Origin of the sequence: Catalinimonas alkaloidigena (genome assembly GCF_900100765.1) — a bacterium.
GTDB classification, from domain to species: Bacteria; Bacteroidota; Bacteroidia; order Cytophagales; family Flexibacteraceae; genus Mooreia; species Mooreia alkaloidigena.
This window is the reverse complement of record NZ_FNFO01000003.1, coordinates 759576-780634: the sequence shown is the minus strand read 5'-3', so window position 1 is coordinate 780634 and position 21059 is coordinate 759576. Positions and strand designations below refer to the sequence as shown.

The following is a 21059-nucleotide window of genomic DNA, read 5'->3' as shown; positions in this document are numbered from 1 at the left end:
ATGACCACCCTTCTCCCTTTCTTTCCGCTCAATCTGGTTGTCTATCCACAGGAAGCCCTGAACCTGCACGTTTTCGAACCGCGCTACAAGCAGCTGATCAGCGACTGTCTGCAGGAAGAAAAAACGTTCGGCATTCCGGCGTATCTCGACGAACAGGTGTCCGAATACGGCACGGAAGTGCGCATCCTTTCGGTGGAAAAGCGCTATGACGACGGGCGGATGGACATTCGCACCGAGGGCGTCCGGGTGTTTCTGTTGCAATCGCTCGACAATCCGATGGCCGACAAGCTCTACGCCGGTGGGGAAGTGCGTTTTATGCCCGACCATACCGACGAAGACCCGAACGTACGCGCGGCGCTCCTGTTCAACGTCGAGCAACTGTACTCGCTGCTGAACCTCCGCCCCGAGTTTCGGACGACGCCCGACCGGCTTCTTTCGTACGAAATCGCGCACAAGATCGGTTTGTCGCTGCACCAGGAATACGAACTGTTGAAGTTCCGCAGCGAAACCGAGCGGCAAACGTACCTATCCGAGCACCTGAAGCGCACGCTGCCGGTGGTGTCTGAAATTGAGCGGACCAAAGCCCGTATCCGCATGAACGGCCATTTTCGGCACCTCGATCCACTGAATTTTTAGCTTCTTCAATACCGCTTGTAGCCGTAGGTATCCATCATGAGGGGCTTGCCTTCGGCATCGTACGTAATTTTTTCGGTGGGTAGTTTGCGGTGGTCGTACTTCAGCACCTCGCGCGTTTGCAAAACGCCCTGATCGTTGTAATAGCGCGCTTCGATGCGCTGGCCTTCCTCGTTGTACCGGTATTCGGCCAGCGGCGTGGCGTTCTCGTCCGGGCGGCGTAACTCCATACGGCGGATCTGCCCTTCGTCGGTCAATAGGAATCGGTGGTCGTACACCAACTCTTCGTCGACCGTAAACAACTTCTCGAAATAAAACTTCCCGGTGGGGTCAAAATAGCTGTTGGTAACGTGGGTCGGTGCACCGAGCTGATTGCGGCGCAACAGCTCACGCTGGTCTCCTTTGTACACCACTTCGTCGAGCATCGCCACCCGCTTTTCGTCTTCTTTGTAGTGCATGATGCGGTACAACTGCCCGTTCCGGTACAGATGCCGTTCCTGCACTTTGCCCCGCCCGTCGGTGATGATGCACTGCATGGGCACCCCACGCTTGCTGTAGTCAAACTTAATCTTGGCTTTGCCGCCCGCGTCGTAATCGGTGCGCTCCACCAAATTTCCCCGCTTGTTGTAAACCTCGGTCCAGACCAACTCGCTCTGTTTGTCCAAGCGCCCACGGGCGTCGTACCGATGGCGGTACAGGTGCACTTCTTTTACGTTGGCGCCTTTGTAGTACTGCTGGAGCTGCCAATCCCATCGGTCGGGCGGATATTTGGGAAGGCGCGACGATTGGGCGTGCGCGGCCACAAACCAGAACATAGCGAGGAGCCACCCTACTGTTTTCATGGAGAAAGAGCGATTACGAACAGATCAGTTAAAAGATTGATACACAGGTCAAAAGAACTGTGGCATAAAAGTTATCCAATGCCGGAGAATTTTGTAGTCGAATCTTTTTTTACCACTGGCGCCCCAGCCACATGCCCGCCGCCGTGGCCAGTAGCCCCAACCCGAGGCTCACGCCCATGTACAGCAGCGCGCCGCCGGGTCGACCTTCGCGCAGGAGCAGCAGCGACTCGTACGAAAACGTGGAAAAGGTGGTAAAGCCACCGCAGAACCCCGTTGCCAACAGCAGCTTGGTCGGCAGTTCCCACTGTTGCCGGGCGGCGAGGACCAGAAAGACGCCGATCAGCAGACACCCCAGCACGTTGGCCAGCAGCGTCCCCCACGGAAAGAAGCCCGGCCACCAACGTTGGGCATACAGGCTGATGCCGTAACGGGCCATGCTTCCGAAAAAGCCGCCCACGCCGACCCAAAGCAGTAGTTTCATGCGTGGTTAAGTTGTTCGAAGGCGTGGCCTAGTTGTTCGATCAGATCGGTAGCGGTCATGGCAATCATGCCGTTGTGCTGAGCCGCCAGATCTCCGGCGGCACCGTGCAGGTACACCCCGAGTTTGGCGGCTGTAGCGGAGTCGTATTCTTGTGCCAGGAGGGCCGTCAGGATGCCCGTCAGCGCATCACCGCTCCCTCCTTTCGCCATGCCCGGATTGCCCGTAGTATTGAAATGCACCTCCCCGTTCCACAGCACGACGGCCGTGTAGGCCCCTTTCAGCACGATGACGCACTGGTAGCGCTGCGCAAACTCTTTGGCGCGCGCCAGGCGCTCGTAATCGTTCGCAACCGGCCCAACCAGCCGCTCAAACTCTTTCGGATGGGGGGTGAAAATGCTCTGGCGAGGTAGTTTAGCCAGCCACGCCTGGTTTTCGGCCGTAAGGTTAATGGCGTCGGCGTCGATTACCATGGGGCTGATCATCTTCTCGATCAATCCGCCCAGCGCTTTGGCCGTTTTGAAGTCTTTGCCCAGGCCGGGCCCCACGCCGATGGCATCGTACGCCCCGAGCGGCGGAAAATCCGACACGATTTTCTTGTTGCTGCCGGCCGTCATCACCATCACTTCGGGCAGGGCCGTTTGCATGATTTTATAGCCGCATTGCGGAATGAGCGCCGACGTCAGACCCGCCCCCGCCCGCAGGCAGGCGTGTGCACTCAGGACTGCCGCCCCGATTTTTCCGTAGCTCCCGGCAATCAGGAGTGCGCGGCCAAAGTTGCCTTTGTGCGAAAAGCGCGTACGCGGCTGCAGAAGTGCCCGTGCGGCGGCCGCATCGGTATAAAACCAGCTTGTTTCAGTCTGTTGAATGACTTCCGGGTGCAGCCCGATGTCGCCGACGTACCACTCGCCGACGTATTGCGCGTTGCCGGGCAACAGAAACGCCAGCTTCGGGAATTGAAACGAGAACGTTGCCTCGGGTTTAACAATCACGTCGCCAGAGCCGTTGGGCCGATCGGCAAACAAGCCCGAAGCGATGTCGACCGCCACCGTGGGCAGTTTAGTGCGGTTCAGGAACTGAATCAGTTGCGCCGGAAAACCTTCGACCGGGCGGTCCAGCCCCGAGCCGAACAGCGCGTCGATCAGCAGCGCGTCGTCCGGCAACGCCACAGGCAACTGCTCTGCACGTTCCAGCAGGGTGACGGTCGTGAGTTCCTGTAGCCGTTGGAGGTTGGTTTCGAAATCGTCCGAGCCCTGCGCTTTCAACTTCATCACGAAGCACTGCACCGTGTAGCGCTGCGCTTGCAACAAACGCGCAATGGCCAGGCCGTCGCCCCCGTTGTTGCCCATGCCACAAAAGATCGCTACCGGCCGCGACGCGGGGTAATGCTGCACAAACCAGTCGGTAAACGCCTGCGCGGCTCGTTCCATCAGATCGATGGAAGCGATGGGTTCGTGTTCGATCGTGTAACGATCAAGCGCCCGGATCTGCTCCGCAGTAAAAAGTTTCATGAAGGAGGCTTCGTTAAATCGGCGTTCAAGTTAGGCGACAACCCTTCCGCATGCAAACGAACAGGCGTTCGACAGATCAACGCGTTATGGTTACCTTTGCCTCACTTTCCGATGATGTATGTCCCGATCCCTTTTGTTTCTGCTTATTTTGACCATAGGCGGATGCGCAAGCAAAAATCAAAGTAACGTGCCGGCCGAGCCCGAACTGGTCGATACCGTGGTGTTTGAAGAAGAACCCGCCCCTACGGTGCCGAGTGTCAGCAAAACTGAGCTTATTTTCTTACCCGATACTGCGACTACCTTCCGGGGCCTGAACCTGGGTGCCAGCCGGCAGGAGGTGTTGCAGATGGAAGCCGACAACGCCCCTGAGGAGCGAACCGACCGTCTGTTGGTTTCGCTCGACCTGGACAGCACCGAACTCGCGGATATTATGTACATCCTGGACGAAAACGACCAGGTGAAGGGCTTCAACATTCAGGTCTACCTCCGTAACGAAAGCTCGCTGCGCGACATGCAGACAGAATTACAAGCGTACTTCACCCAAAAATACGGCGCTCCCCGCGCCAAACAGAACGATTACGTCGAATGGTCGCTACCCGAACAGGAGGCGGTGCGGATGGGCATCATCAACGAGGGAATCGACAAGGGCATTGAGATAGAAATTGGCGCAGGCTCGTAACAACTTAAATACTATTTTAATTTTTCGCTAAAACCTTACATAGCCAAGGTGCACTTGGATTTATGTACCGTCTACTTTATTCCGAAAATTGTCCGACTGCCCCCGATTTGAGCGCGGGTAGCACCTCACGATGCTCCAACCCACTCTCCTCGCACTACTTCCTGATTACCACTCCTTTACCACAACCCGTCACGCCAAATCACCCCAGGATCAGCCTACGTGAAGGCCCTTGCGCTTTTGCACTATGTGCATAAGAAATAACCCTTATCTACATAAATCAGGAGAATAAATGAAATTTTTCCTCCTAACGTGCACCAAACATTGCGACCGTGGGGTCACGGGCTGATATCAAAAAATTGATAATTTACGTAAACAGACTACATTTGTCACTGTAGATTTATTAACAGTCCCCGTTAATTATTTCTGCACTTTATGGTTTATGATACAAAAAAAGCGCCGCTGTTATGCTGCGCCTTTTTTTTGCCATAAGGGTTATTTTCCTTACGTTATTCTTCCGCCAGGAAGGGGTAGCGGTAATCGGTCGGCGGCACGAAGGTCTCTTTGATGGCACGCGCCGATACCCACCGCAGCAGGTTCAGCATCGAGCCGGCTTTGTCGTTGGTACCCGACGCGCGGCTGCCGCCAAACGGTTGCTGGCCTACCACCGCGCCGGTCGGTTTGTCGTTGATGTAGAAATTGCCGGCCGCGTTTTTCAGTCGCTGCGAAGCCAGCTCCACGGCGTAGCGGTCTTGCGCAAAAATGGCACCGGTCAGGGCGTAGGGTGACGTATCGTTGACCAGTTGAAGGGCCTCTTCGAACCACTCGCTTTCGTATACATAGATCGTCAGGACCGGACCGAAAATCTCTTCGCACATGGTGGTAAACATCGGATCTTCCGTAACCACCACCGTAGGCTCAATAAAATACCCTTTCGATTTATCGCACTTCCCGCCGGCGATGATTTGCGCCACCGGCGACTCGTTCACCTTCTCGATGTAACCGGCGATTTTATCAAACGCACGCTCGTCGATAACGGCATTTACGAAATTGCTGAAGTCTTCGACGCCCCCCATTTTGATCGTTTTCAGGTCGTCGAGCAGGTAGCGTTTTACGTCGCCCCACAAATTGTTCGGAATGTAGGCGCGCGACGCCGCCGAACACTTTTGCCCCTGAAACTCGAACGCACCGCGAATCAGCGCGGTAGCCAAAGCCTTGGGTTCGGCCGATTTATGCGCCAGCACAAAATCCTTTCCGCCCGTTTCTCCCACAATGCGCGGGTACGTCCGGTACTTGCCGATGTTCGCTCCGATGGTTTTCCAGAGCTGCTGGAAAACGCCTGTGCTGCCCGTAAAGTGCAATCCGGCAAAGTCGGGATGGTTGAAAATGATATCACCAGCCACAGGGCCGTCTACATAAATCAGGTTGATGACGCCATCGGGCAGGCCCGCCTCGCGAAACACGCGCATCAGGACCTGTGCCGCATAGATTTGGGTATACGCCGGTTTCCAGACCACCGTGTTGCCCATCATGGCCATCGACGTGGGCAGGTTGCCTGCAATGGCCGTAAAGTTGAACGGCGTGAGGGCGAACGTAAATCCTTCGAGGGGGCGGTATTCCATCCGGTTCCAGACGCCCGCGCCAGACTCGGGTTGCTCGGCGTAGATCTGGGTCATGTACGCCACGTTGAACCGCAGGAAGTCGATCATTTCGCAGGCCGAGTCGATTTCGGCCTGGAACGCATTTTTGGACTGTCCCAGCATGGTCGCCGCGTTGACTTCGGCCCGGTACGGCCCCGCCAGCAGATCGGCGGCCCGCAGGAAAATAGCCGCCCGATGCTCCCAGGCCATGTCCTCCCACGCGGCTTTGGCACCCAGCGCGGCGTTGATGGCCTGTTCTACGTGCGACGCATCGCCTTCGTGAAAGTAACCCAGCACATGCTGGTGATCGTGCGGCGGCGAAAGCTTGTGCCGGGTGTCGGTCCGCACCTCTTCTCCACCGATGTACATCGGAACGTCCAGTTCTTTCCCGCGGGCTTCCTGCAACGCCTCTTTCAGCGCCTGACGTTCGGGACTTCCCGGCGCATAGTCGAGCACGGGTTCGTTCTGTGGAAGCGGTGGGTTGAAAAATCCTTTTAACATGATCGAAAAAATTTACGGGCGGCAAAGGTAGCAAGATTTGCCCGCTCCGGACACCCGGCTTCCGGGCTTGCCGAGGTGTCCGCTCCCCCCTCTGGTAAAAAATCTAGGCCCGAAGGTTTGGAGAACAGTGGCGTAATACTAATTTTGTACGCCCAAACGGAGAATGTAGCTCAGCTGGTTAGAGCGCCAGATTGTGGTTCTGGAGGTCGCGGGTTCGAAACCCGTCTTTCTCCCTTCGCTAAAAAAGGCCCTGGTGAACTGCCAGGGCCTTTTTTGTTGCGTTGGTTTCCTTCTTTTATTGAATGGCAAACACGGTACGAACCTCATAACGCAGCTTGATGGTTTTGAAATCGATGGGCGGGGCGGCGGCCGCGTCGGCTTCCATCGCCATATTGGCGACCCTCATCATCGGTTGCGGACCCGAGTAGCCGTTGTCGATTTCCTGAATTTCCTGCACGGGCCCGACTTGCTCGTCGATAGCGGCCAGCAGGTAGGTCGCCTTTTCGCGGGCGGCTTTTAATGCTTCGATTTTTACTTCCCGGCGAAACGTTTCGATCTGGCTGTGCGAATAGGACAACACGTCGGTTCGGTCGATGCCTTTGTCGTCGATGCCCGCCAGAATCTCGTTGATCTTGTCAGGCGTTTTTAATTTCAGGCGATACTGCTTTCCTGTTAAGAAATTTTTTTCTTTTTGCTTTTGCCAGTAATTTCGAAATCCCTGAACGTCTTCTATCCGTAGATCATTTGGGTCGACGCCTGCACGTTTCACGGCTCGCTGAAGCTGATTTTCCAGCTGGTCGATGGTGGTTTTGTTGGTTCCGTTCATGTATTCGCGCAGCGAGATCAGAAAATAAATTTCGTCGGGCACTATCTCACGCTCGGCGCTTCCTGTTACTTCAATTTTTCGGAGAGAAGCTTGTTCAGAAGTCTGAGCAAACACGGTTGATGTCAGAAACAGCACCAGGAAGACGGCATAAAAAGCACGTCGGTAGTGTATTGATCGCATAATCGTAGTAAAAATGGTTATGTACCGGGGCAGGTAGCAAAATGCGGGCCGAACATCGTGGCCTCCGGTGAGTTGTAAAGTCTGATGTACGTAGTGATAGCGGTTTTCCAATAAAATATTTATATTAACTGGCTTACTTTGACAAATTCCTTCCGTCATGAAAATCATCTACTCTTCCCTCCTATTTTGCACTTTTATCGCGCTATCCGGGTGTTTTGGCTTCCGTAATTACATGGTCGAATCGGACTACAGCTACTACGGGCGCTTCAAGAAGTATAAAACGTTCAACTTCTTTACCGAGATGAACTCCAGCGCCATTTCGACTGCCGAGGATACGCTGATCCGGGAGCTGATTCAGCAACGGTTGCAATTGCAGGGGTACCAGATGGACGAAAGCAAACCGAACCTGATGGTGGCCTATAAGATTTTCTACGACAACTTCAACTTTAAGGGATACAACCAGCCGCAGATCGATCAGTGGGCTAAAACGGAAAACGAAGACGAGACGTACGATCCGGTCAAGTATAGTTTGCGTGAAGGCACGCTACTGATTCTGCTCTACGACAACAAGCGTGACAAGGCCATCTGGCAGGGCTATGCGTCCGGCCTATTTGGCGACCAGTACGCCGTTGCTAGCCGACGCCACATCCGCCGGGCGGTGCGCTCGATTTTTGATCAGTACCAGTTCCTGGCCGAAGGATTTGCGGTAGAAAACAAAGGCGAATAGACCTTTCTTGCCTTCTTTTGTAGTGAGCCGACACCTTGTCGGCTTTTTTATAGGTATCTGTCACTTCCCGTCTTAACCGCTGATTAACGTGTCCGACGACGCTTTACGCCTTTCTCGCTACCGGGCTGCGCTTCTGGGAACTGCCCTGGGCGATGCGCTGGGCGTTCCGGTGGAAGGCAAAAGTCGGGAAGCGCTGCGCAGTGCTCCCATTACCGAACCGATGGGCAACGGCGTGCACCAGCAACCGCCCGGCACGTGGTCGGACGACAGCGCCCTGACGTTCTGCCTGGCCGAGAGTCTGGCGCAAGGCTACAACCTACACGACCTGGCGCAGCGTTTTCTGCGCTGGCAAACCGAAGGGCATTGGTCGGCACACGGCACGGCCTTTGGCATTGGCCAGACCACCCAAGCAGCACTGCAACGCCTGCAGTCCGGCGTTTCGCCCGTAGAAGCGGGCGGCCTTGAGGAGCAGCACAACGGCAACGGCTCGCTCATGCGCATCCTTCCCCTGGCGTTTTACCTCGACGATCTTCCCGTGGCGCAACGCTACGAACGTACGGCGGAAGTATCGTCGCTTACACACGCGCACCCGCGCACGCTGGTGGCCTGCTTTTGTTACCTCGAATTGGCGCGCCAGTTATTGCACGGGCAACCGCCCGACCGCGCCTTTTTCGCCATGCAGGAGGTTTGCAACGACTACCTCGATACCCTCGACCTTTCGTACGAGGAGCGAGACCGGTTCGAACGGGTGTTGATTCTGGACATCGGCCAGTTGCCCGCCGACGACATTCAGTCGGATGGTTACGTAGTGCATACGCTGGAGGCCGCCTGCTGGTGCTTGCTTACGCAGCCAGATTACCGCACTACCGTACTGACCGCCGTGAATTTGGGAGACGACGCCGACACTACGGCAGCCGTGGCCGGGGGCCTGGCGGGCATTGTGTACGGTGAAGCGGCTTTACCGGAAGCATGGCTCGCTCAACTGGCGCGGCGGGAGGAGATCGTGGCGCTGGCCAATGCGCTGGGGCCGCCGCTTGCGTAAAGTTGGTATCTTGCGACCCCACAAACCCCCTTTACGCTATGTTTGTCCATCACGTATTTTTCTGGCTCAAAAGCCCGAACGACGCTACAGTCCGTGCAGAATTTACAAAAGCGCTGCAGGAACTCGTTACCATCAGCACCATTCGGCAATCGCACATCGGCATACCGGCCGCGACCAACCGCCCCGTCGTCGACAACACGTACGCATTTTCGCTGCTCCTGATGTTCGACAACAAAGCCGACCACGATGACTACCAGGATGATCCCGACCATCACCGGTTCATCGAACGCTGTTCGGCCTGGTGGGAGCGCGTGCAGGTATACGACGCAGTAGAAACTGATTAAATAAAAAAAGCCCGGTTTCTGACCGGGCTTTTGCCTGCTGTACCCAGAGCCGGGGTCGAACCGGCACGGTGTTGCCACCATGGGTGTTTGAGACCCACGCGTCTACCAATTCCGCCATCTGGGCTTAATGGGGATGCAAACATAGAGAACATTCCTCAGTTCTCAAACTATCGCACTCAAGCGATCGCTTTCCTGGTTCTGAAAAAGCAATTTGCAGAAATGTACCAAGTCGCACTTGTGTAACATTTTCAGGATTTTTATATGATTTCTATAAAAAATTGCTCCTACTGCTCTTGAGAAGGAATACGACTTTTCGCGCTACAGCGTTAATAGTAGTGTAATTGAATGGATAAAAACCGCATTCTTAAGATTTATTGAGCCTTTTCGCTCCATAAAACCACGCACATTCATGCTTCGACGTATTTTTTCTATTGTTTAACTATTTAAATAATTATTTTGATACCGTAACTTTCAATCGCTCAACCTGATTACCCTTATGACTGCACGGCCCTCTTCTTCTTCTCTCTCTCCTAGCAGTCCTGGCTTTGAGGATGAGTTGGCAAAGGCCCGGCAGGAAATCGCATCGTTGAAAGCCACAAATGCCTCGTTGCGGCATCGGTTACGTGACAGTCAATCGGCGCTGTCTTCGCCTCCTACCAGTTTCCCCCACAGTGTATTGCAAGTGTCGGCCGACAGAATCATTGTACACGCCCAGGGACACAACGTTTTCTCGAAACACCGACATATTTCAGAGCTGATCGGGCAACCGTTCTTACAACAACCGCGTGGGTTACGCCGGCATCGCTACTTCGTCGAGCATGCGTTGCAGGGGCATTTTCAACACAAAGTCTTTGCAGAAAAAACAAAATCGTACCACTTCTGGTACCTGCCGCAGGTACATTTCCGTAAGGTCACGGGCGTAAGCATCATCGGGCAGGTAGACATGGAGCCCTCGGCTTACGAGCAACTCACCGAAGGCGGGTGGCTTTACGATTATGCGACGCATACGCTCGTCTGTGCGCCGGAAATGCTTCGCTTACACGACCTTGAGCCTGCTGTGCACGAAGATGCCTTAGCAAAAATTTTGGCACGCGTGCATCGGGAAGATGCCGACCGAGTTACCCTTTGGTTCGCGCAACTCTCGAAGCAAGCCCCTTTGCTGCAAGAGGAAATTTACCGCATTCATACGCGACGCGGCAGGGTACAGCACCTCGCCCTGAGCGCTACACTGCATTATGACGACGAAGGCCATCCTACTAAAGTAGCGGGCACGGTGCGAAAAATCCCCACACCCCCGAAGGCGCCTTCCTTCAGTCCCGATCAGTTCGATCAACTCGATCTTCTGAACAACGCAAACGTAGCGGTGCTGTCCATCGATTTTGACTGGAAGCTGCAGTACATGAACCGTTGTGCAGCGAAGATGCTGGGGAAAAAACAGAAGAGTTCGGTGGGTAAACCGCTACAGGACGTCTGTGCCGAGGCCATCACACCCTATTGCCTTGAGAAGAACCTCAAGACGGCGCTTGAGCACCGGCGTGCGGTCCGGTTTGAGACGTACCATGCTCCGAGAGAGACGTGGCTGGAGATTCAGGCGACGCCTTACGAAGGCGGGTTGTCGGTGTTTTTCAACGACATCGGGCGACTTAAAGAAATGGAGCAGGCGTTGCGGTCGCTCAACCATGCCAAAGACCAGTTCTTTTCCATCCTTGCTCATGACCTGCGCAGCCCTTTCGCTACCATCATGAGCCTGACTAACCTGGCGAGCACTTATGGGAGCGACATTTCGCAGGAAGATCTGCAAGCGTGTATGCTCCGGTTACACCACGTCACGCAGAACACCCACAAACTGCTGGACAACTTGCTCCTCTGGTCAAAAGCTCAGATGAATCAGTTGCAGTGTGCCTCTCAGCAAATTGCTTTGCGACAAACGGTTGAGGTCTGCATGGAGCTCTACCGCGAAGATGCGCGCGAAAAAGGGCTTACGCTGCTCAACACCGTTTCTGAGACGGTCGCGGTCTGGGCCGATCAGCACATGGTTGAAACCATTCTACGCAACCTGCTTCACAACGCCATCAAGTTTACGAAAAACGGCACCATTACCGTAGCCGCTCAGGTCGAAGACGACTACGTTGCGATATCGGTCACTGACACGGGGACAGGCATTGCGCCCGATCTCCTGGAAACGCTGTTCAATTTCGACTCGCTTACGACGGTTCGCGGCACGAATGGCGAGAAGGGCTCCGGTTTAGGACTCAATTTGTGTAACGAGTTAGTCCGTAAAAACGGCGGGAGCTTACAGGTATCCAGTCAACAAGGCAAAGGAACCGCGTTTACGTTTTCGCTACCTCTCCGCGCTGCAACGGCTTAAATCATCATTTTTTCCGTGATATGTGCTAATGTCCTGTTGACAGCCTTGGGCCTCAGCCGGTTTCAGGCATAAGAAACAACGTAATTAGTTTTCCCTTTTTCGATAATAACACTAGTTACAGGAAACATTGGGGTAACATTGTTTCGACCAATGCACCACGTCCATAGTTCAATGTGCCCATTCGTAGGATTTAGACTATCCTAAAAAAACACCGTTTCTGTAATATTTCAAGAGCGAAAATTCGCCTCTCTATCCTTTTGATACTTATTTTTAGGCTTTCGTGCATAGCGTGCTGGGTTCGTTCGCCATTACCGCCTCATCCTCATCGGGTACGTTTAATAAGTCTCCTATGCGATTACTCCTTGTATTTGTCTTTTCGGCTATTTTCAGTTGGGTCGCATACGGACGGCAGGATGTTGTGCTGATCAGCCAATTGCAAAAGCGCCTGCCACAACAGCAGGAACTTAACCGCATTGCTACACTCAACAAACTAGGATGGGAATACCGCCTGTCGGAACCTGACAGCACGTTGTATTACTGCCGCCAGGCCATTGAGCTGGCACAACGCCTGCAAACGTCGCGGGGCATTGCCGAAAGCCTGAATTACATGGGACTGGCGTCGTCTTACAAAGGTGACTATCCCACGGCTTTTGATTACCACCAGAAAGCCCTGAACATCGCTACGGCAACGGCCGACTCGTCGCAGATCGCCCATTCGCTCAACAGCATCGGCCGCATCTTCTACGTGCAGGGCAATCCGGTTCGATCGTACGACTATTACCTGAAGGCCCTCGATCTGTTCACTCAACTCGGCGACTCGTCCGGGATGGGGTATACCTACAACAGCCTCAGCCAACTGTACGAGTTGCAGGAAGAACTGGGAAAAGCCCTGGAAGTCGCTAAAAAAGCACTTGCCATCCGCCAGCAGCAACAGAACCGACGCGGCCAGGTTTCCTCGTACCAGACCATCGCCCGTTTGTATACCAAGCTGGGCACGACCGAACAGGCAACCGTCTGCTTGCAAAAGGCCCGGGACATCAGCCGAGAGCTGGGTGAAATCAGCCTCGCGGAAATCGAATTGGGGTTGGCTGAGTTGTACCTCAATGCTCAACGCTACGAAGAGGCCTTACAAAACGGGCAGGAAGCGTTCCAAGTCATCGATCGGTCGCACAACCGGAAGCTCATGGCCCAGGCCAGCCTCATGATGGGTTGCATTCACCTTAAAATGGGGCATTTTTCGCAGGCACACACCTTCCTCGATCAGGTGATCAAGTACGCGCAGGAGTCGGGTAATCTCGAAGAGCAGCAGCGTGCCTTTCTGCATTTGTCCGAACTGGCCGAACGCGAAAACAATTACCGTCAAGCCTATCAACACTATCGTCAGCACGAAGCCCTGCAAGATTCGCTCTACAGCACGGAAAAGGCACGTCTGATGGAGCAGATGGACGCGCAACTTAAAATTGACCGCATTGAACAGGAGTATAAGCTGCTGAAAGCCACGGAAGAAAAGAATCAGCTGATCATTGAACACGAGCGGCTGAAAGACATCGCCCAGTACCTGATTCTGGCGCTGGCGGTAGCGCTGGCCACCGTATTGGTGGTGGCGTACGTCAAGCGCCGCAAGCAAAACGAAGAGCTGGTAGTGAAGAACAACCGGATCGAAGAACAAAACCGGGAGATCATCAAGCGCAACCTTTTCATCGAAGAGCAGAACCTGATTCTTCAACGGCAAAATCAGGATTTGCGCAGTATGGACGAGGAAAAGGACCAGTTCATGCGCATTGTAGCGCACGACCTGAAATCACCCTTCAACAGCATCAAGGGCCTCACAGACCTGCTGCCACTGGACGGCAACCTGACCGAAGAGCAGCAGCAGTTTGTAACGCTGATCCGTCAACTCTCGAACGATAGCCTGCAACTCATCACCAAAATGCTGGACATTCACGCGCTGGAGCACTCCAGCCAGGTGAACACGCAGGAAGTGATGATCGAACCCTGGCTGGAAAACGCGCTGCGCCCGCATCGCGCTAAAGCCCTGCAGAAAGGCATTACACTCCGCTGCGAAAGCGAAGAGGGCCTGTTGCTCGAAACCGACGAATTGTACCTTACGCGCATTCTCGACAACCTGGTCTCCAACGCCGTCAAGTATTCTTCGTCGGGGAAACTCGTAGAAGTCAATGTCTACCGCCAGCAGCACCATGTCTGTTTGTCGGTACGCGACCAGGGACCAGGCTTTACCGAGCAGGATAAGGAGCAGCTTTACCGCAAGTTCCGGCGCTTGAGCGCGAAACCCACGCAGGGAGAAGAGTCACACGGCCTGGGACTTTCCATCGTCAAGACCTTGGTCGAAAAGCTCGATGCCTCCATTGTGCTCCACAGCCATCCTGACCAAGGCAGCGAGTTTGTCGTGACGTTTCCGTTAACAGCAAAGCAGCTCGTTCCTTAACGTTCTGTGTGTACTTTTGCGGTACGCACATGGCCTTACTACACGAAATCCGCACGCTGGTTCGCAAAGAGATTCTCCTGGAATGGCGACAACGCTATGCCTTGAACGGCATGCTGCTGTACGTGGTCAGCACGGTCTGGATCGTCTACCTCAGTTTTCAGTTGGCCGGAGGGCAGATTGGCGTCGTGACCTGGAACGCACTTTTCTGGATTACCCTCTTGTTTACGTCAGTCAACGCCATCGCCAAAAGTTTTATGCAGGAGAGCCGGGGGCGGCAACTCTACTATTACCTGCTGACCAGCCCCGAAGGTCTGATCTTAGCCAAGATTGTGTACAACGTGGTGTTGATGCTTACGCTTACGCTCGTAGGGCTGGTGGTCTACGGCTGGGTGCTGGGCACGCCCATACAAGACTGGCCGCTTTTTCTGCTGGCCACTTTGCTAGGGGCCGTCGGCTTTGCCGGAACACTCACCATGGTGTCGGGCATCGCGGCCAAGGCCGGCAACAACACGACCCTGATGGCCATCCTGAGTTTTCCGATCATCCTGCCCATGCTGCTGATGTTGATGCGGGTTTCGAAAAATGCTCTCGATGGGCTGGACTGGGCCGCTAGTCGCGACGAGCTGGGGGTGCTGCTCGCCATGAATATGATCGTTGTCACCCTTTCGTACTTCCTGTTTCCGTACCTTTGGCGTAGCTAACAAGGGAACTTTTTACCGCGACAGCGGGCTTTGGTCTCGGGGTTTCGCCTGACGCAGATATGATTGAAAAAAGTTTAACATCGAGGTGGTGGAAAGGGCTGGCCGTGGTGCTGTTGCTCTACACCGTGATCGCGGGCTTTCTGATGGAAGTGCCTCGCTTGCCCATCTTGAACGAAAGCATCCGCAACCTGCACTTTCACGTGCCGATGTGGTTCGGTATGATGATTATCCTGACCATTTCGGTCGTCTATTCCATTCGGTACTTGCGCAATCCCTCGTTTCAGAACGACAGTGTCGCCATCGAAGCAGCCAACACCGGCGTGTTGTTCGGGGTGCTGGGCCTGATCACCGGCTCGCTGTGGGCCCGCTTTACATGGGGCGCCTGGTGGGTCAACGACCCGAAACTGAACGGTGCGGCCATCGCCACGCTGATCTACCTGGCCTATTTTGTGTTGCGGGGTTCGTTTGCGGACACGCAGCAGGCGGCTCGCATCAGCGCGGTCTATAACATCTTTGCGTACGCTACCCTCATTCCCCTTCTGTTCGTGCTGCCCCGCCTGACCGACTCACTTCATCCGGGCAACGGCGGCAATCCAGGTTTCAGTTCCTACGATCTGGACAGCCAGCTTCGGCTGGTTTTTTACCCGGCTGTGCTGGGCTGGACGCTGCTGGGCTGGTGGATCACGTCGGTCCACATTCGGCTGCGGCGCCTGCGCGAACGGTGGGAAAATATTGACGCCTCTGTGTCGGCCGAACCTTATGCGTCGTTACAATCCTGATGGCCATGAAAAAATTACTTTTCCTTTTTCTCCTGCTCGTTTCCCTAAACTTAAACGCCCAAACCGATGTTTCGGAAGCGGCTCCTGATCGTTCCACTTCCCAGGTAGAAATGGCCGACACGCTACGGCAAAGCGGTAAGATCTACGTCGTTGTGGCGGTGGTGGTCGTCCTGCTCTCCGGGGTCCTGGTGTACCTCGTGCGCCTCGACCGGCGTGTAGACAAACTCGAAAAAGACGTGGCGCATCATGCCTGACGCGGCGCCATAATCATACAAACTTCCTGCTGAGTAACTCTTTATGAAAAAGGCACATCTTCTAGGCATTGTCATCATCGCGGTGGCGGTGGGCATCATCATTTCAACCGCCGGCGACGCCAGTACGTACGTCAGCTTCCAGGAAGCCGCCACGATGGCTGCCAACGGGCGTACGGAAAAAATTCACGTGGTCGGTGAGTTGCAGAAAGATCCCCAGGGGCACTTTGTCGGGATGCAGTATCAGCCCGAGCTCGACCCCAACTTCTTCACGTTTTCGCTGGTAGACGACCAGGGCAAAGCTCAGCAGGTCATCTACCATAACCCCATGCCGCAAGACTTCGAGAAGTCCGAGAAGATTGTCATCATCGGGGGGTATCAAAACGACGTGTTCGTGGCCGATAAAATCCTGATGAAATGTCCTTCGAAATACCAGGACGACGAATTTAGAGAAGTGCCTCAGGCCACAGCGCCTCAGGCTCAATTATAGTTTTTCACGGTTCTTTGCCGAACTGCCTGCCATGATCCACGAATTTCCCGGCCTGCTAGGTAACTTCTTCATCACCCTGATGTTTGTGACGGCGGTGGCCGCCGCGTTCGCTTTCTTTCGGGCCACGCAACTGCCCGCCCTCCGCACCCACGACCGCGCGCTGTTGCAGCGTTTCGGGCGCACCGTCTTCGGCATCCACGTGGTGTCGGTCATGGGGGTGGTCGCCACGCTCTTTTTTATCGTTTACAACCACTATTACGAGTACCACTACGCGTGGAGCTACTCGTCCGAACACCTGCCCACGCAATACATCATCGCCAGCTTCTGGAACGGTCAGGAGGGCAGTTTTCTGCTCTGGTTGTTCTGGCACGCCGTGCTGGGCGTGATCGTGATGGCGACCAACCGCCGGTGGGAAGCACCCGTCATGACGATTTTTGCCTTGGTGCAAGCGTTTCTGGCCTCCATGATTCTGGGCGTCGTCATTCCGGGGCTGGACCTGAAAATCGGCAGTTCGCCGTTTATGTTGCTGCGCGACGTAATGCAAAGCTGGCCGGTGTTTCAGATCAATCCGGATTACGTTCCGGTCGACGGGCGTGGCCTGAACCCTTCGTTGCAGAACTACTGGATGGTGATCCACCCGCCGACGTTGTTCCTGGGCTACGCGCTGACCATCGTGCCGTTTGCGTTTGCCATCGCCGGCCTCTGGCAGCGGCAGTACCACGCCTGGGTGCGACCGGCGCTTCCGTGGGCGCTGGTGGGTTCGCTGGTACTCGGCGTAGGGATTCTGATGGGTGCCTATTGGGCATACGAAACGCTTAATTTCGGCGGTTACTGGAACTGGGACCCGGTCGAAAATGCCGTCTACATTCCGTGGCTGATGCTGGTGGCGGGCGTCCACACGCTGGTCATTGCTCGCCGAAACGGCAGCGCACTGGGCACTAGCCTCATTCTGGTCATCGCTTCGTTTTTGCTGGTGTTGTACGCCACTTTCCTGACGCGCAGTGGCATTTTGGGCGAGTCGTCGGTGCATTCGTTTACCGACCTTGGCCTCTCCGGGCAGTTGCTGCTCTACCTGTTTACGTTCCTCATCCTGTCGGCGGTATTGCTGACGATCCGCTGGAAAGAGCTTCCTTTTACCGACAAAGAGGTGAAAGTCTACTCCGGCGAGTTCTGGATTTTTATCGCCGCTACCATTTTGGGCCTGGCGTCGTTTCAGGTACTGGTGCCCACGTCCATTCCGGTCTACAGTAAACTGATTGGCCTGTTGGGCATTGAATCAAACCTGGCGCCCCCGGCCGACCAAGTGGGCTTCTACACCAAATGGCAATTGTGGTTCGGGGTCGCCATTGCGTTTGCCTCGGCGCTAGGACAGTTTTTCTGGTGGAAAAAGCTGGACGCCAAAAACTGGCTCAATCACCTGACTACTCCGCTGATCGTCGCGTTGTTGCTTTCGGCCGGACTGATTGTGCTGACCAAAGTGGACAACTTTGTGTACATCACGCTACTGACGGTGGGTGCGTTTTCGCTCGTGGCCAACGGCATGATTCTGTGGCGCATCGTGCGGGGCAACTACCAGTTGTCCGGCGGTGCCGTGTCGCACATCGGCGTAGGGTTGATGCTGATCGGCATCATGTTTTCGTCTGGTTACTCGAAGGTGATTTCCAAGAACCAGACGGGCATGCTGCTGTCGAAAGATTTTTCGGACGAAGCCAACCGCGACAACGTGCTGCTGTGGCGCGGCACGCCCCAAGCCATGGCGGGCTACACGCTGACGTACCTGGGTCCTCGGCTGGAAGCACGGCATTTTCCGGGCTATCTGAACGAACAGTCGCTTCGGCGTCTGGATCAGTACCGGGCGGTAGCGCGGGAGGACATTACCTGGAACGACAAAACCTACTTTGCGCAAGGCGATACGCTGGAGCTGTTCCCCGAAAATACGTACCACGAAATCCGGTTTAGCAACGAAGCAGGCGAGGAATTCACGATGTATCCGCGCGTGCAGATCAACGAAGACATGGGCGGCATTGCGCCTTCGCCCGACATCAAAAAGTTTGCGGACCACGACATCTACCTGCACGTCTCGTCGATCATGGCCCCCGATCAGGAACGTGAATGGAGCGAAGCCGAATCCTTTAAGGTCGCCGTGGGCGATACTTTCGTGCTCAACGATTTTATTGCCGAACTGGTGAGCGTAGAACGCGTCGACGAGGTGGAAGGTATTTCGTTGGGTGCCAACGATGCGGCCGTGCGGGCCACGGTGCGGGTGCTGGGCAGCGAAGGCAGCTACATTCTGCGCCCGGCGTTTGTGATCAAAGACCAGATGGTGGGGCGCATTCCGGAAACATCGGGCGAGCTGGGACTGCGGCTGGCCCTGACGGAGATCGATCCGGCAACCGGCGAGTTTACGTTCGAAGCCAGCACGACACAAAAAGACTGGCTGATCATCAAGGCGATGGAAAAGCCGTACATCAACGTGCTGTGGATCGGCAGCCTGCTGATGTCGCTCGGCTTCGGCATGGCCGCCTTCCGGCGCTACCGCGATTTCCGCCAGATGCGCGACAAAGATCGCGAATGGGACGATCAGGAAAAGTCACAAAAAGCCACCCCGGTGGGTGCCTAACGCCCCGTTTTTTTGTAATTTTGAAATCTTACTCTCTCGTCAGGAGGGTAACTAACTTATTCTCAGCCGAACCTAACTATACAAACGCATGAGCCTGGAAATTAACGGAAAGGTCGTAGAAGTGATGCAGCCGGTCAGCGGTAATGGCCGCAATGGCACGTGGACCAAACAGGAATTTGTGATCGAAACGCAGGGACAGTATCCCAAAAAAGTATGCTTCACCAGCTGGGGCGACCGCACCGACGTGGTGAAAAACTTATCGCCCGGGCAGGATGTCACCGTTTCGTTCGATCCTGAGTCGCGTGAGTACAACGGCCGCTGGTACACCGACCTGAAAGCCTGGAAAATCGAACAGGGCGGCGGCGGACGCGGCCCGATGGATAACCCGGGTGCCGCTGCAGGCGAAGACCTTCCGTCGTACGAGCTGCCTTCGGGTGGCGATGCCGGAACCGACGATTTACCATTCTAAAAGAACCCTATTGGTTATAAAAAAAGGACCGATTCGTACGAATCGGTCCTTTTTTATGTGGTTCGAAAACGGTTTAGAAACCGAAGCCCAACGAGAGCTGGAACGAAGAGTTGCGCGAATCTTCCGTCAGTTCTCCGGCAATGCCACTGCCGTTCCCTACATCGCGCAAGCCATAGTTATAGCGCAGGCCGATCACCAGCGGGTCCAGTTCAAATCCGATACCCGCCGCAACGCCAAAATCCAGGTCGTTAAAATCGCCGCGGTCAATTTCATCGACCGTATCGTAACTGTCGTTCTCTGAATCGTTGGAGACGTTGGCACCCAACAGGTAGGCCACGTACGGCCCGGCGTGCAGGTTGACGTTCTCGCCCAGGTTGACCACGGCCAACAGGGGCACTTGCAGATAGGTGAGATTCAGGCGAATGGTGCTGGCTCCCGGCGTCAGCAAACCGCCCCCGCCAAACTCATAATCGCGCTTGGTGCCGGTCGTAGTCAGCAACGCTTCCGGCTGAAGCGAAAGCCCCGCCACCAACGGCACCTTCGCAAACAGGCCCGCATGGTAGCCTAGCTGTAGGTTTTGGTCCGTGACGTTTTCGCTGGCGTTGTAAAAATTCGACAGGTTCAAGCCGCCTTTTAGTCCAAATTTAGCGTCGCCGTCTTGTGCATTTGCGGCTACAGGCGCGAGGTAAGCCACAAGCAACAGGCCCATCAGCATTCCTAACGTGTGTCTATTCTTCATAATTTAGCTGGATTTAGTTTCCATACAGTATGTTATGAAGGAATAAACGAGGCTGATCTAAGAAGGGTTATCGCAAAAGGTATTTATCGAAACGCGTACAACGGCGGCGTGCGGTCGATCAACTTCAGTCGATGTGCATACAGCGCCAGATAACGTTGCCGCTCTTCGTCGGTAGCGTGCTGAGGTGCCCACGCTACGAACGGTGGCAACACGTCCATACCGGTAAAGTGTAGAATGCCGTGCTGAATCGGAAACAGCAGCGTATTCAGGTCACCGTGGCGTCCGCCTGCCACAAAAGTGAGTTCGGCGCTGCCCGTCGTCAGGCTGAGCATAGCACGCTTGCCTCGGTACGGGCCCGTCTTGTAAGACCCACCGGCAGGCGCACCGTAGGCCACACCGTAGGACAACACGCGGTCGACCCATCCCTTCAAGATGGCGGGGAAGCCGAACCACCAGAGCGGAAACTGGAAGATCACCACATCGGCGGCGGCAAGCTTTTCGTGCTCCTGCCGAATGGTCTCGACAAATCCCTGGTGCTGGGCCGCATGTTTCTGTTCGGCCTGGTATCGAAATCGCTCCGGATCGGCCACGGTCGTAAAATCGTGTCGGCCGGCCGTAGGGTCGAATTTCAGCGCGTACAAATCGGAGACAGTTACCTCGTGGCCGCGCTGGGCAAGCGTAGTCTGTGCCTGGTGCAGCAAAGCGCCGTTAAACGACTGAGGTTCAGGATGGGCGTAAACAATAAAAACCTGCATGATACGCCGCAAAACTACATAACCCTTCGAAAAGGCCGCCG

Annotated in this window: 20 protein-coding genes and 2 tRNA genes; 14 read left to right on the top strand and 8 right to left on the bottom strand. The window is 55.1% G+C overall.

Annotation, left to right across the window (positions count from 1 at the left end; translation table 11 throughout):
* On the top strand, positions 1-636 hold the full coding sequence (locus tag BLR44_RS10510; RefSeq protein ID WP_089681655.1) for an LON peptidase substrate-binding domain-containing protein: 636 nt from the start codon (positions 1-3) through the stop codon (positions 634-636).
* A 5-nt stretch (positions 637-641) separates the two neighbouring features.
* Here BLR44_RS10510 and BLR44_RS10505 read toward each other — a convergent pair whose 3' ends face one another.
* The 3 genes from BLR44_RS10505 to BLR44_RS10495 all read right to left on the bottom strand — a co-directional run bounded on the left by BLR44_RS10505 (position 642) and on the right by BLR44_RS10495 (position 3464).
* Entirely contained in the window at positions 642-1475 is an 834-nt protein-coding gene (locus BLR44_RS10505; protein WP_143017226.1) for a hypothetical protein, read from the bottom strand.
* Between the two features lie 109 nt (positions 1476-1584).
* Complete coding sequence (gene crcB, locus BLR44_RS10500; protein ID WP_089681653.1) at positions 1585-1956, bottom strand: fluoride efflux transporter CrcB; 372 nt, start codon at positions 1954-1956, stop codon at positions 1585-1587.
* A complete protein-coding gene (locus BLR44_RS10495; RefSeq protein WP_089681652.1) occupies positions 1953-3464 on the bottom strand; it encodes an NAD(P)H-hydrate dehydratase in 1512 nt (503 codons plus the stop codon). The genes crcB and BLR44_RS10495 overlap by 4 nt, the downstream gene beginning before the upstream one ends.
* A gap of 118 nt (positions 3465-3582) precedes the next feature.
* Between BLR44_RS10495 and BLR44_RS10490 the strand changes: the two genes are divergently transcribed.
* The gene (locus BLR44_RS10490; protein WP_143017225.1) at positions 3583-4143 is read left to right on the top strand and encodes a hypothetical protein; all 561 of its coding nucleotides are present in this window, start codon (positions 3583-3585) and stop codon (positions 4141-4143) included.
* A 506-nt stretch (positions 4144-4649) separates the two neighbouring features.
* Here BLR44_RS10490 and pruA read toward each other — a convergent pair.
* Positions 4650-6281, bottom strand: a complete 1632-nt coding sequence (gene pruA, locus BLR44_RS10485; protein ID WP_089681650.1) for an L-glutamate gamma-semialdehyde dehydrogenase — start codon at positions 6279-6281, stop codon at positions 4650-4652.
* A 158-nt stretch (positions 6282-6439) separates the two neighbouring features.
* On the opposite strand from pruA, the gene BLR44_RS10480 reads away from it, so the two are divergent.
* Positions 6440-6515, top strand: a tRNA-His gene (locus BLR44_RS10480).
* A gap of 61 nt (positions 6516-6576) precedes the next feature.
* On the opposite strand, the gene BLR44_RS10475 is transcribed toward BLR44_RS10480, so the two are convergent.
* The gene (locus BLR44_RS10475) at positions 6577-7287 is read right to left on the bottom strand and encodes an SIMPL domain-containing protein (protein ID WP_176955980.1); all 711 of its coding nucleotides are present in this window, start codon (positions 7285-7287) and stop codon (positions 6577-6579) included.
* A 157-nt stretch (positions 7288-7444) separates the two neighbouring features.
* On the opposite strand from BLR44_RS10475, the gene BLR44_RS10470 reads away from it, so the two are divergent.
* From BLR44_RS10470 to BLR44_RS10460, 3 genes are all read left to right on the top strand, one after another.
* Positions 7445-8014 (top strand): DUF4136 domain-containing protein, encoded by a 570-nt coding sequence (locus BLR44_RS10470; protein ID WP_089681648.1) that lies wholly within the window; start codon positions 7445-7447, stop codon positions 8012-8014.
* A gap of 88 nt (positions 8015-8102) precedes the next feature.
* On the top strand, positions 8103-9056 hold the full coding sequence (locus BLR44_RS10465) for an ADP-ribosylglycohydrolase family protein (protein ID WP_089681647.1): 954 nt from the start codon (positions 8103-8105) through the stop codon (positions 9054-9056).
* Positions 9057-9094: 38 nt separating this feature from the next.
* On the top strand, positions 9095-9400 hold the full coding sequence (locus BLR44_RS10460; protein ID WP_089681646.1) for a Dabb family protein: 306 nt from the start codon (positions 9095-9097) through the stop codon (positions 9398-9400).
* A 40-nt stretch (positions 9401-9440) separates the two neighbouring features.
* Here BLR44_RS10460 and BLR44_RS10455 read toward each other — a convergent pair.
* Positions 9441-9524 (bottom strand) — tRNA-Leu (locus tag BLR44_RS10455).
* Positions 9525-9896: 372 nt separating this feature from the next.
* Here BLR44_RS10455 and BLR44_RS10450 point away from each other — a divergent pair.
* From BLR44_RS10450 to BLR44_RS10415, 8 genes are all read left to right on the top strand, one after another.
* Positions 9897-11768: a PAS domain-containing sensor histidine kinase gene (locus BLR44_RS10450; RefSeq protein ID WP_089681645.1), complete on the top strand. Its 1872-nt coding sequence runs from the start codon at positions 9897-9899 to the stop codon at positions 11766-11768.
* A 349-nt stretch (positions 11769-12117) separates the two neighbouring features.
* Positions 12118-14214 carry a tetratricopeptide repeat-containing sensor histidine kinase gene (locus BLR44_RS10445; RefSeq protein WP_089681644.1) on the top strand — a complete coding sequence of 699 codons (2097 nt, stop codon included), beginning with the start codon at positions 12118-12120 and terminating at the stop codon, positions 14212-14214.
* 29 nt (positions 14215-14243) lie between these two features.
* A complete protein-coding gene (locus BLR44_RS10440; protein ID WP_089681771.1) occupies positions 14244-14915 on the top strand; it encodes a heme exporter protein CcmB in 672 nt (223 codons plus the stop codon).
* 59 nt (positions 14916-14974) lie between these two features.
* Positions 14975-15694: a cytochrome c biogenesis protein CcsA gene (gene ccsA / locus BLR44_RS10435; protein WP_089681643.1), complete on the top strand. Its 720-nt coding sequence runs from the start codon at positions 14975-14977 to the stop codon at positions 15692-15694.
* A gap of 5 nt (positions 15695-15699) precedes the next feature.
* Complete coding sequence (locus BLR44_RS10430) at positions 15700-15948, top strand: CcmD family protein (protein WP_143017224.1); 249 nt, start codon at positions 15700-15702, stop codon at positions 15946-15948.
* A 43-nt stretch (positions 15949-15991) separates the two neighbouring features.
* On the top strand, positions 15992-16435 hold the full coding sequence (locus BLR44_RS10425) for a cytochrome c maturation protein CcmE domain-containing protein (RefSeq protein WP_089681641.1): 444 nt from the start codon (positions 15992-15994) through the stop codon (positions 16433-16435).
* 31 nt (positions 16436-16466) lie between these two features.
* Positions 16467-19055, top strand: a complete 2589-nt coding sequence (gene ccsA / locus BLR44_RS10420; protein ID WP_089681640.1) for a cytochrome c biogenesis protein CcsA — start codon at positions 16467-16469, stop codon at positions 19053-19055.
* Positions 19056-19143: 88 nt separating this feature from the next.
* Positions 19144-19524: a DUF3127 domain-containing protein gene (locus BLR44_RS10415; RefSeq protein WP_245706027.1), complete on the top strand. Its 381-nt coding sequence runs from the start codon at positions 19144-19146 to the stop codon at positions 19522-19524.
* A gap of 73 nt (positions 19525-19597) precedes the next feature.
* On the opposite strand, the gene BLR44_RS10410 is transcribed toward BLR44_RS10415, so the two are convergent.
* Both BLR44_RS10410 and BLR44_RS10405 read right to left on the bottom strand, forming a co-directional pair.
* Positions 19598-20263: a porin family protein gene (locus BLR44_RS10410; protein WP_089681639.1), complete on the bottom strand. Its 666-nt coding sequence runs from the start codon at positions 20261-20263 to the stop codon at positions 19598-19600.
* 83 nt (positions 20264-20346) lie between these two features.
* Complete coding sequence (locus BLR44_RS10405) at positions 20347-21018, bottom strand: NAD(P)H-dependent oxidoreductase (RefSeq protein WP_089681638.1); 672 nt, start codon at positions 21016-21018, stop codon at positions 20347-20349.
* Positions 21019-21059 lie beyond the last annotated feature (41 nt).

Bases quoted from the DNA above. Each gene is read 5' to 3' on its own strand.
- BLR44_RS10510 (WP_089681655.1), top strand. From the start codon at position 1: ATGACCACCCTTCTCCCTTTCTTTCCGCTCAATCTGGTTGTCTATCCA.
- ccsA (WP_089681640.1), top strand. From the start codon at position 16,467: ATGATCCACGAATTTCCCGGCCTGCTAGGTAACTTCTTCATCACCCTG.
- BLR44_RS10445 (WP_089681644.1), top strand. From the start codon at position 12,118: ATGCGATTACTCCTTGTATTTGTCTTTTCGGCTATTTTCAGTTGGGTC.
- BLR44_RS10490 (WP_143017225.1), top strand. From the start codon at position 3,583: ATGTCCCGATCCCTTTTGTTTCTGCTTATTTTGACCATAGGCGGATGC.
- crcB (WP_089681653.1), bottom strand. From the start codon at position 1,956: ATGAAACTACTGCTTTGGGTCGGCGTGGGCGGCTTTTTCGGAAGCATG.
- BLR44_RS10425 (WP_089681641.1), top strand. From the start codon at position 15,992: ATGAAAAAGGCACATCTTCTAGGCATTGTCATCATCGCGGTGGCGGTG.
- BLR44_RS10430 (WP_143017224.1), top strand. From the start codon at position 15,700: ATGAAAAAATTACTTTTCCTTTTTCTCCTGCTCGTTTCCCTAAACTTA.
- pruA (WP_089681650.1), bottom strand. From the start codon at position 6,281: ATGTTAAAAGGATTTTTCAACCCACCGCTTCCACAGAACGAACCCGTG.
- BLR44_RS10415 (WP_245706027.1), top strand. From the start codon at position 19,144: ATGAGCCTGGAAATTAACGGAAAGGTCGTAGAAGTGATGCAGCCGGTC.
- BLR44_RS10475 (WP_176955980.1), bottom strand. From the start codon at position 7,287: ATGCGATCAATACACTACCGACGTGCTTTTTATGCCGTCTTCCTGGTG.
- BLR44_RS10410 (WP_089681639.1), bottom strand. From the start codon at position 20,263: ATGAAGAATAGACACACGTTAGGAATGCTGATGGGCCTGTTGCTTGTG.
- BLR44_RS10495 (WP_089681652.1), bottom strand. From the start codon at position 3,464: ATGAAACTTTTTACTGCGGAGCAGATCCGGGCGCTTGATCGTTACACG.
- ccsA (WP_089681643.1), top strand. From the start codon at position 14,975: ATGATTGAAAAAAGTTTAACATCGAGGTGGTGGAAAGGGCTGGCCGTG.
- BLR44_RS10405 (WP_089681638.1), bottom strand. From the start codon at position 21,018: ATGCAGGTTTTTATTGTTTACGCCCATCCTGAACCTCAGTCGTTTAAC.
- BLR44_RS10440 (WP_089681771.1), top strand. From the start codon at position 14,244: ATGGCCTTACTACACGAAATCCGCACGCTGGTTCGCAAAGAGATTCTC.
- BLR44_RS10505 (WP_143017226.1), bottom strand. From the start codon at position 1,475: ATGAAAACAGTAGGGTGGCTCCTCGCTATGTTCTGGTTTGTGGCCGCG.
- BLR44_RS10470 (WP_089681648.1), top strand. From the start codon at position 7,445: ATGAAAATCATCTACTCTTCCCTCCTATTTTGCACTTTTATCGCGCTA.
- BLR44_RS10450 (WP_089681645.1), top strand. From the start codon at position 9,897: ATGACTGCACGGCCCTCTTCTTCTTCTCTCTCTCCTAGCAGTCCTGGC.
- BLR44_RS10460 (WP_089681646.1), top strand. From the start codon at position 9,095: ATGTTTGTCCATCACGTATTTTTCTGGCTCAAAAGCCCGAACGACGCT.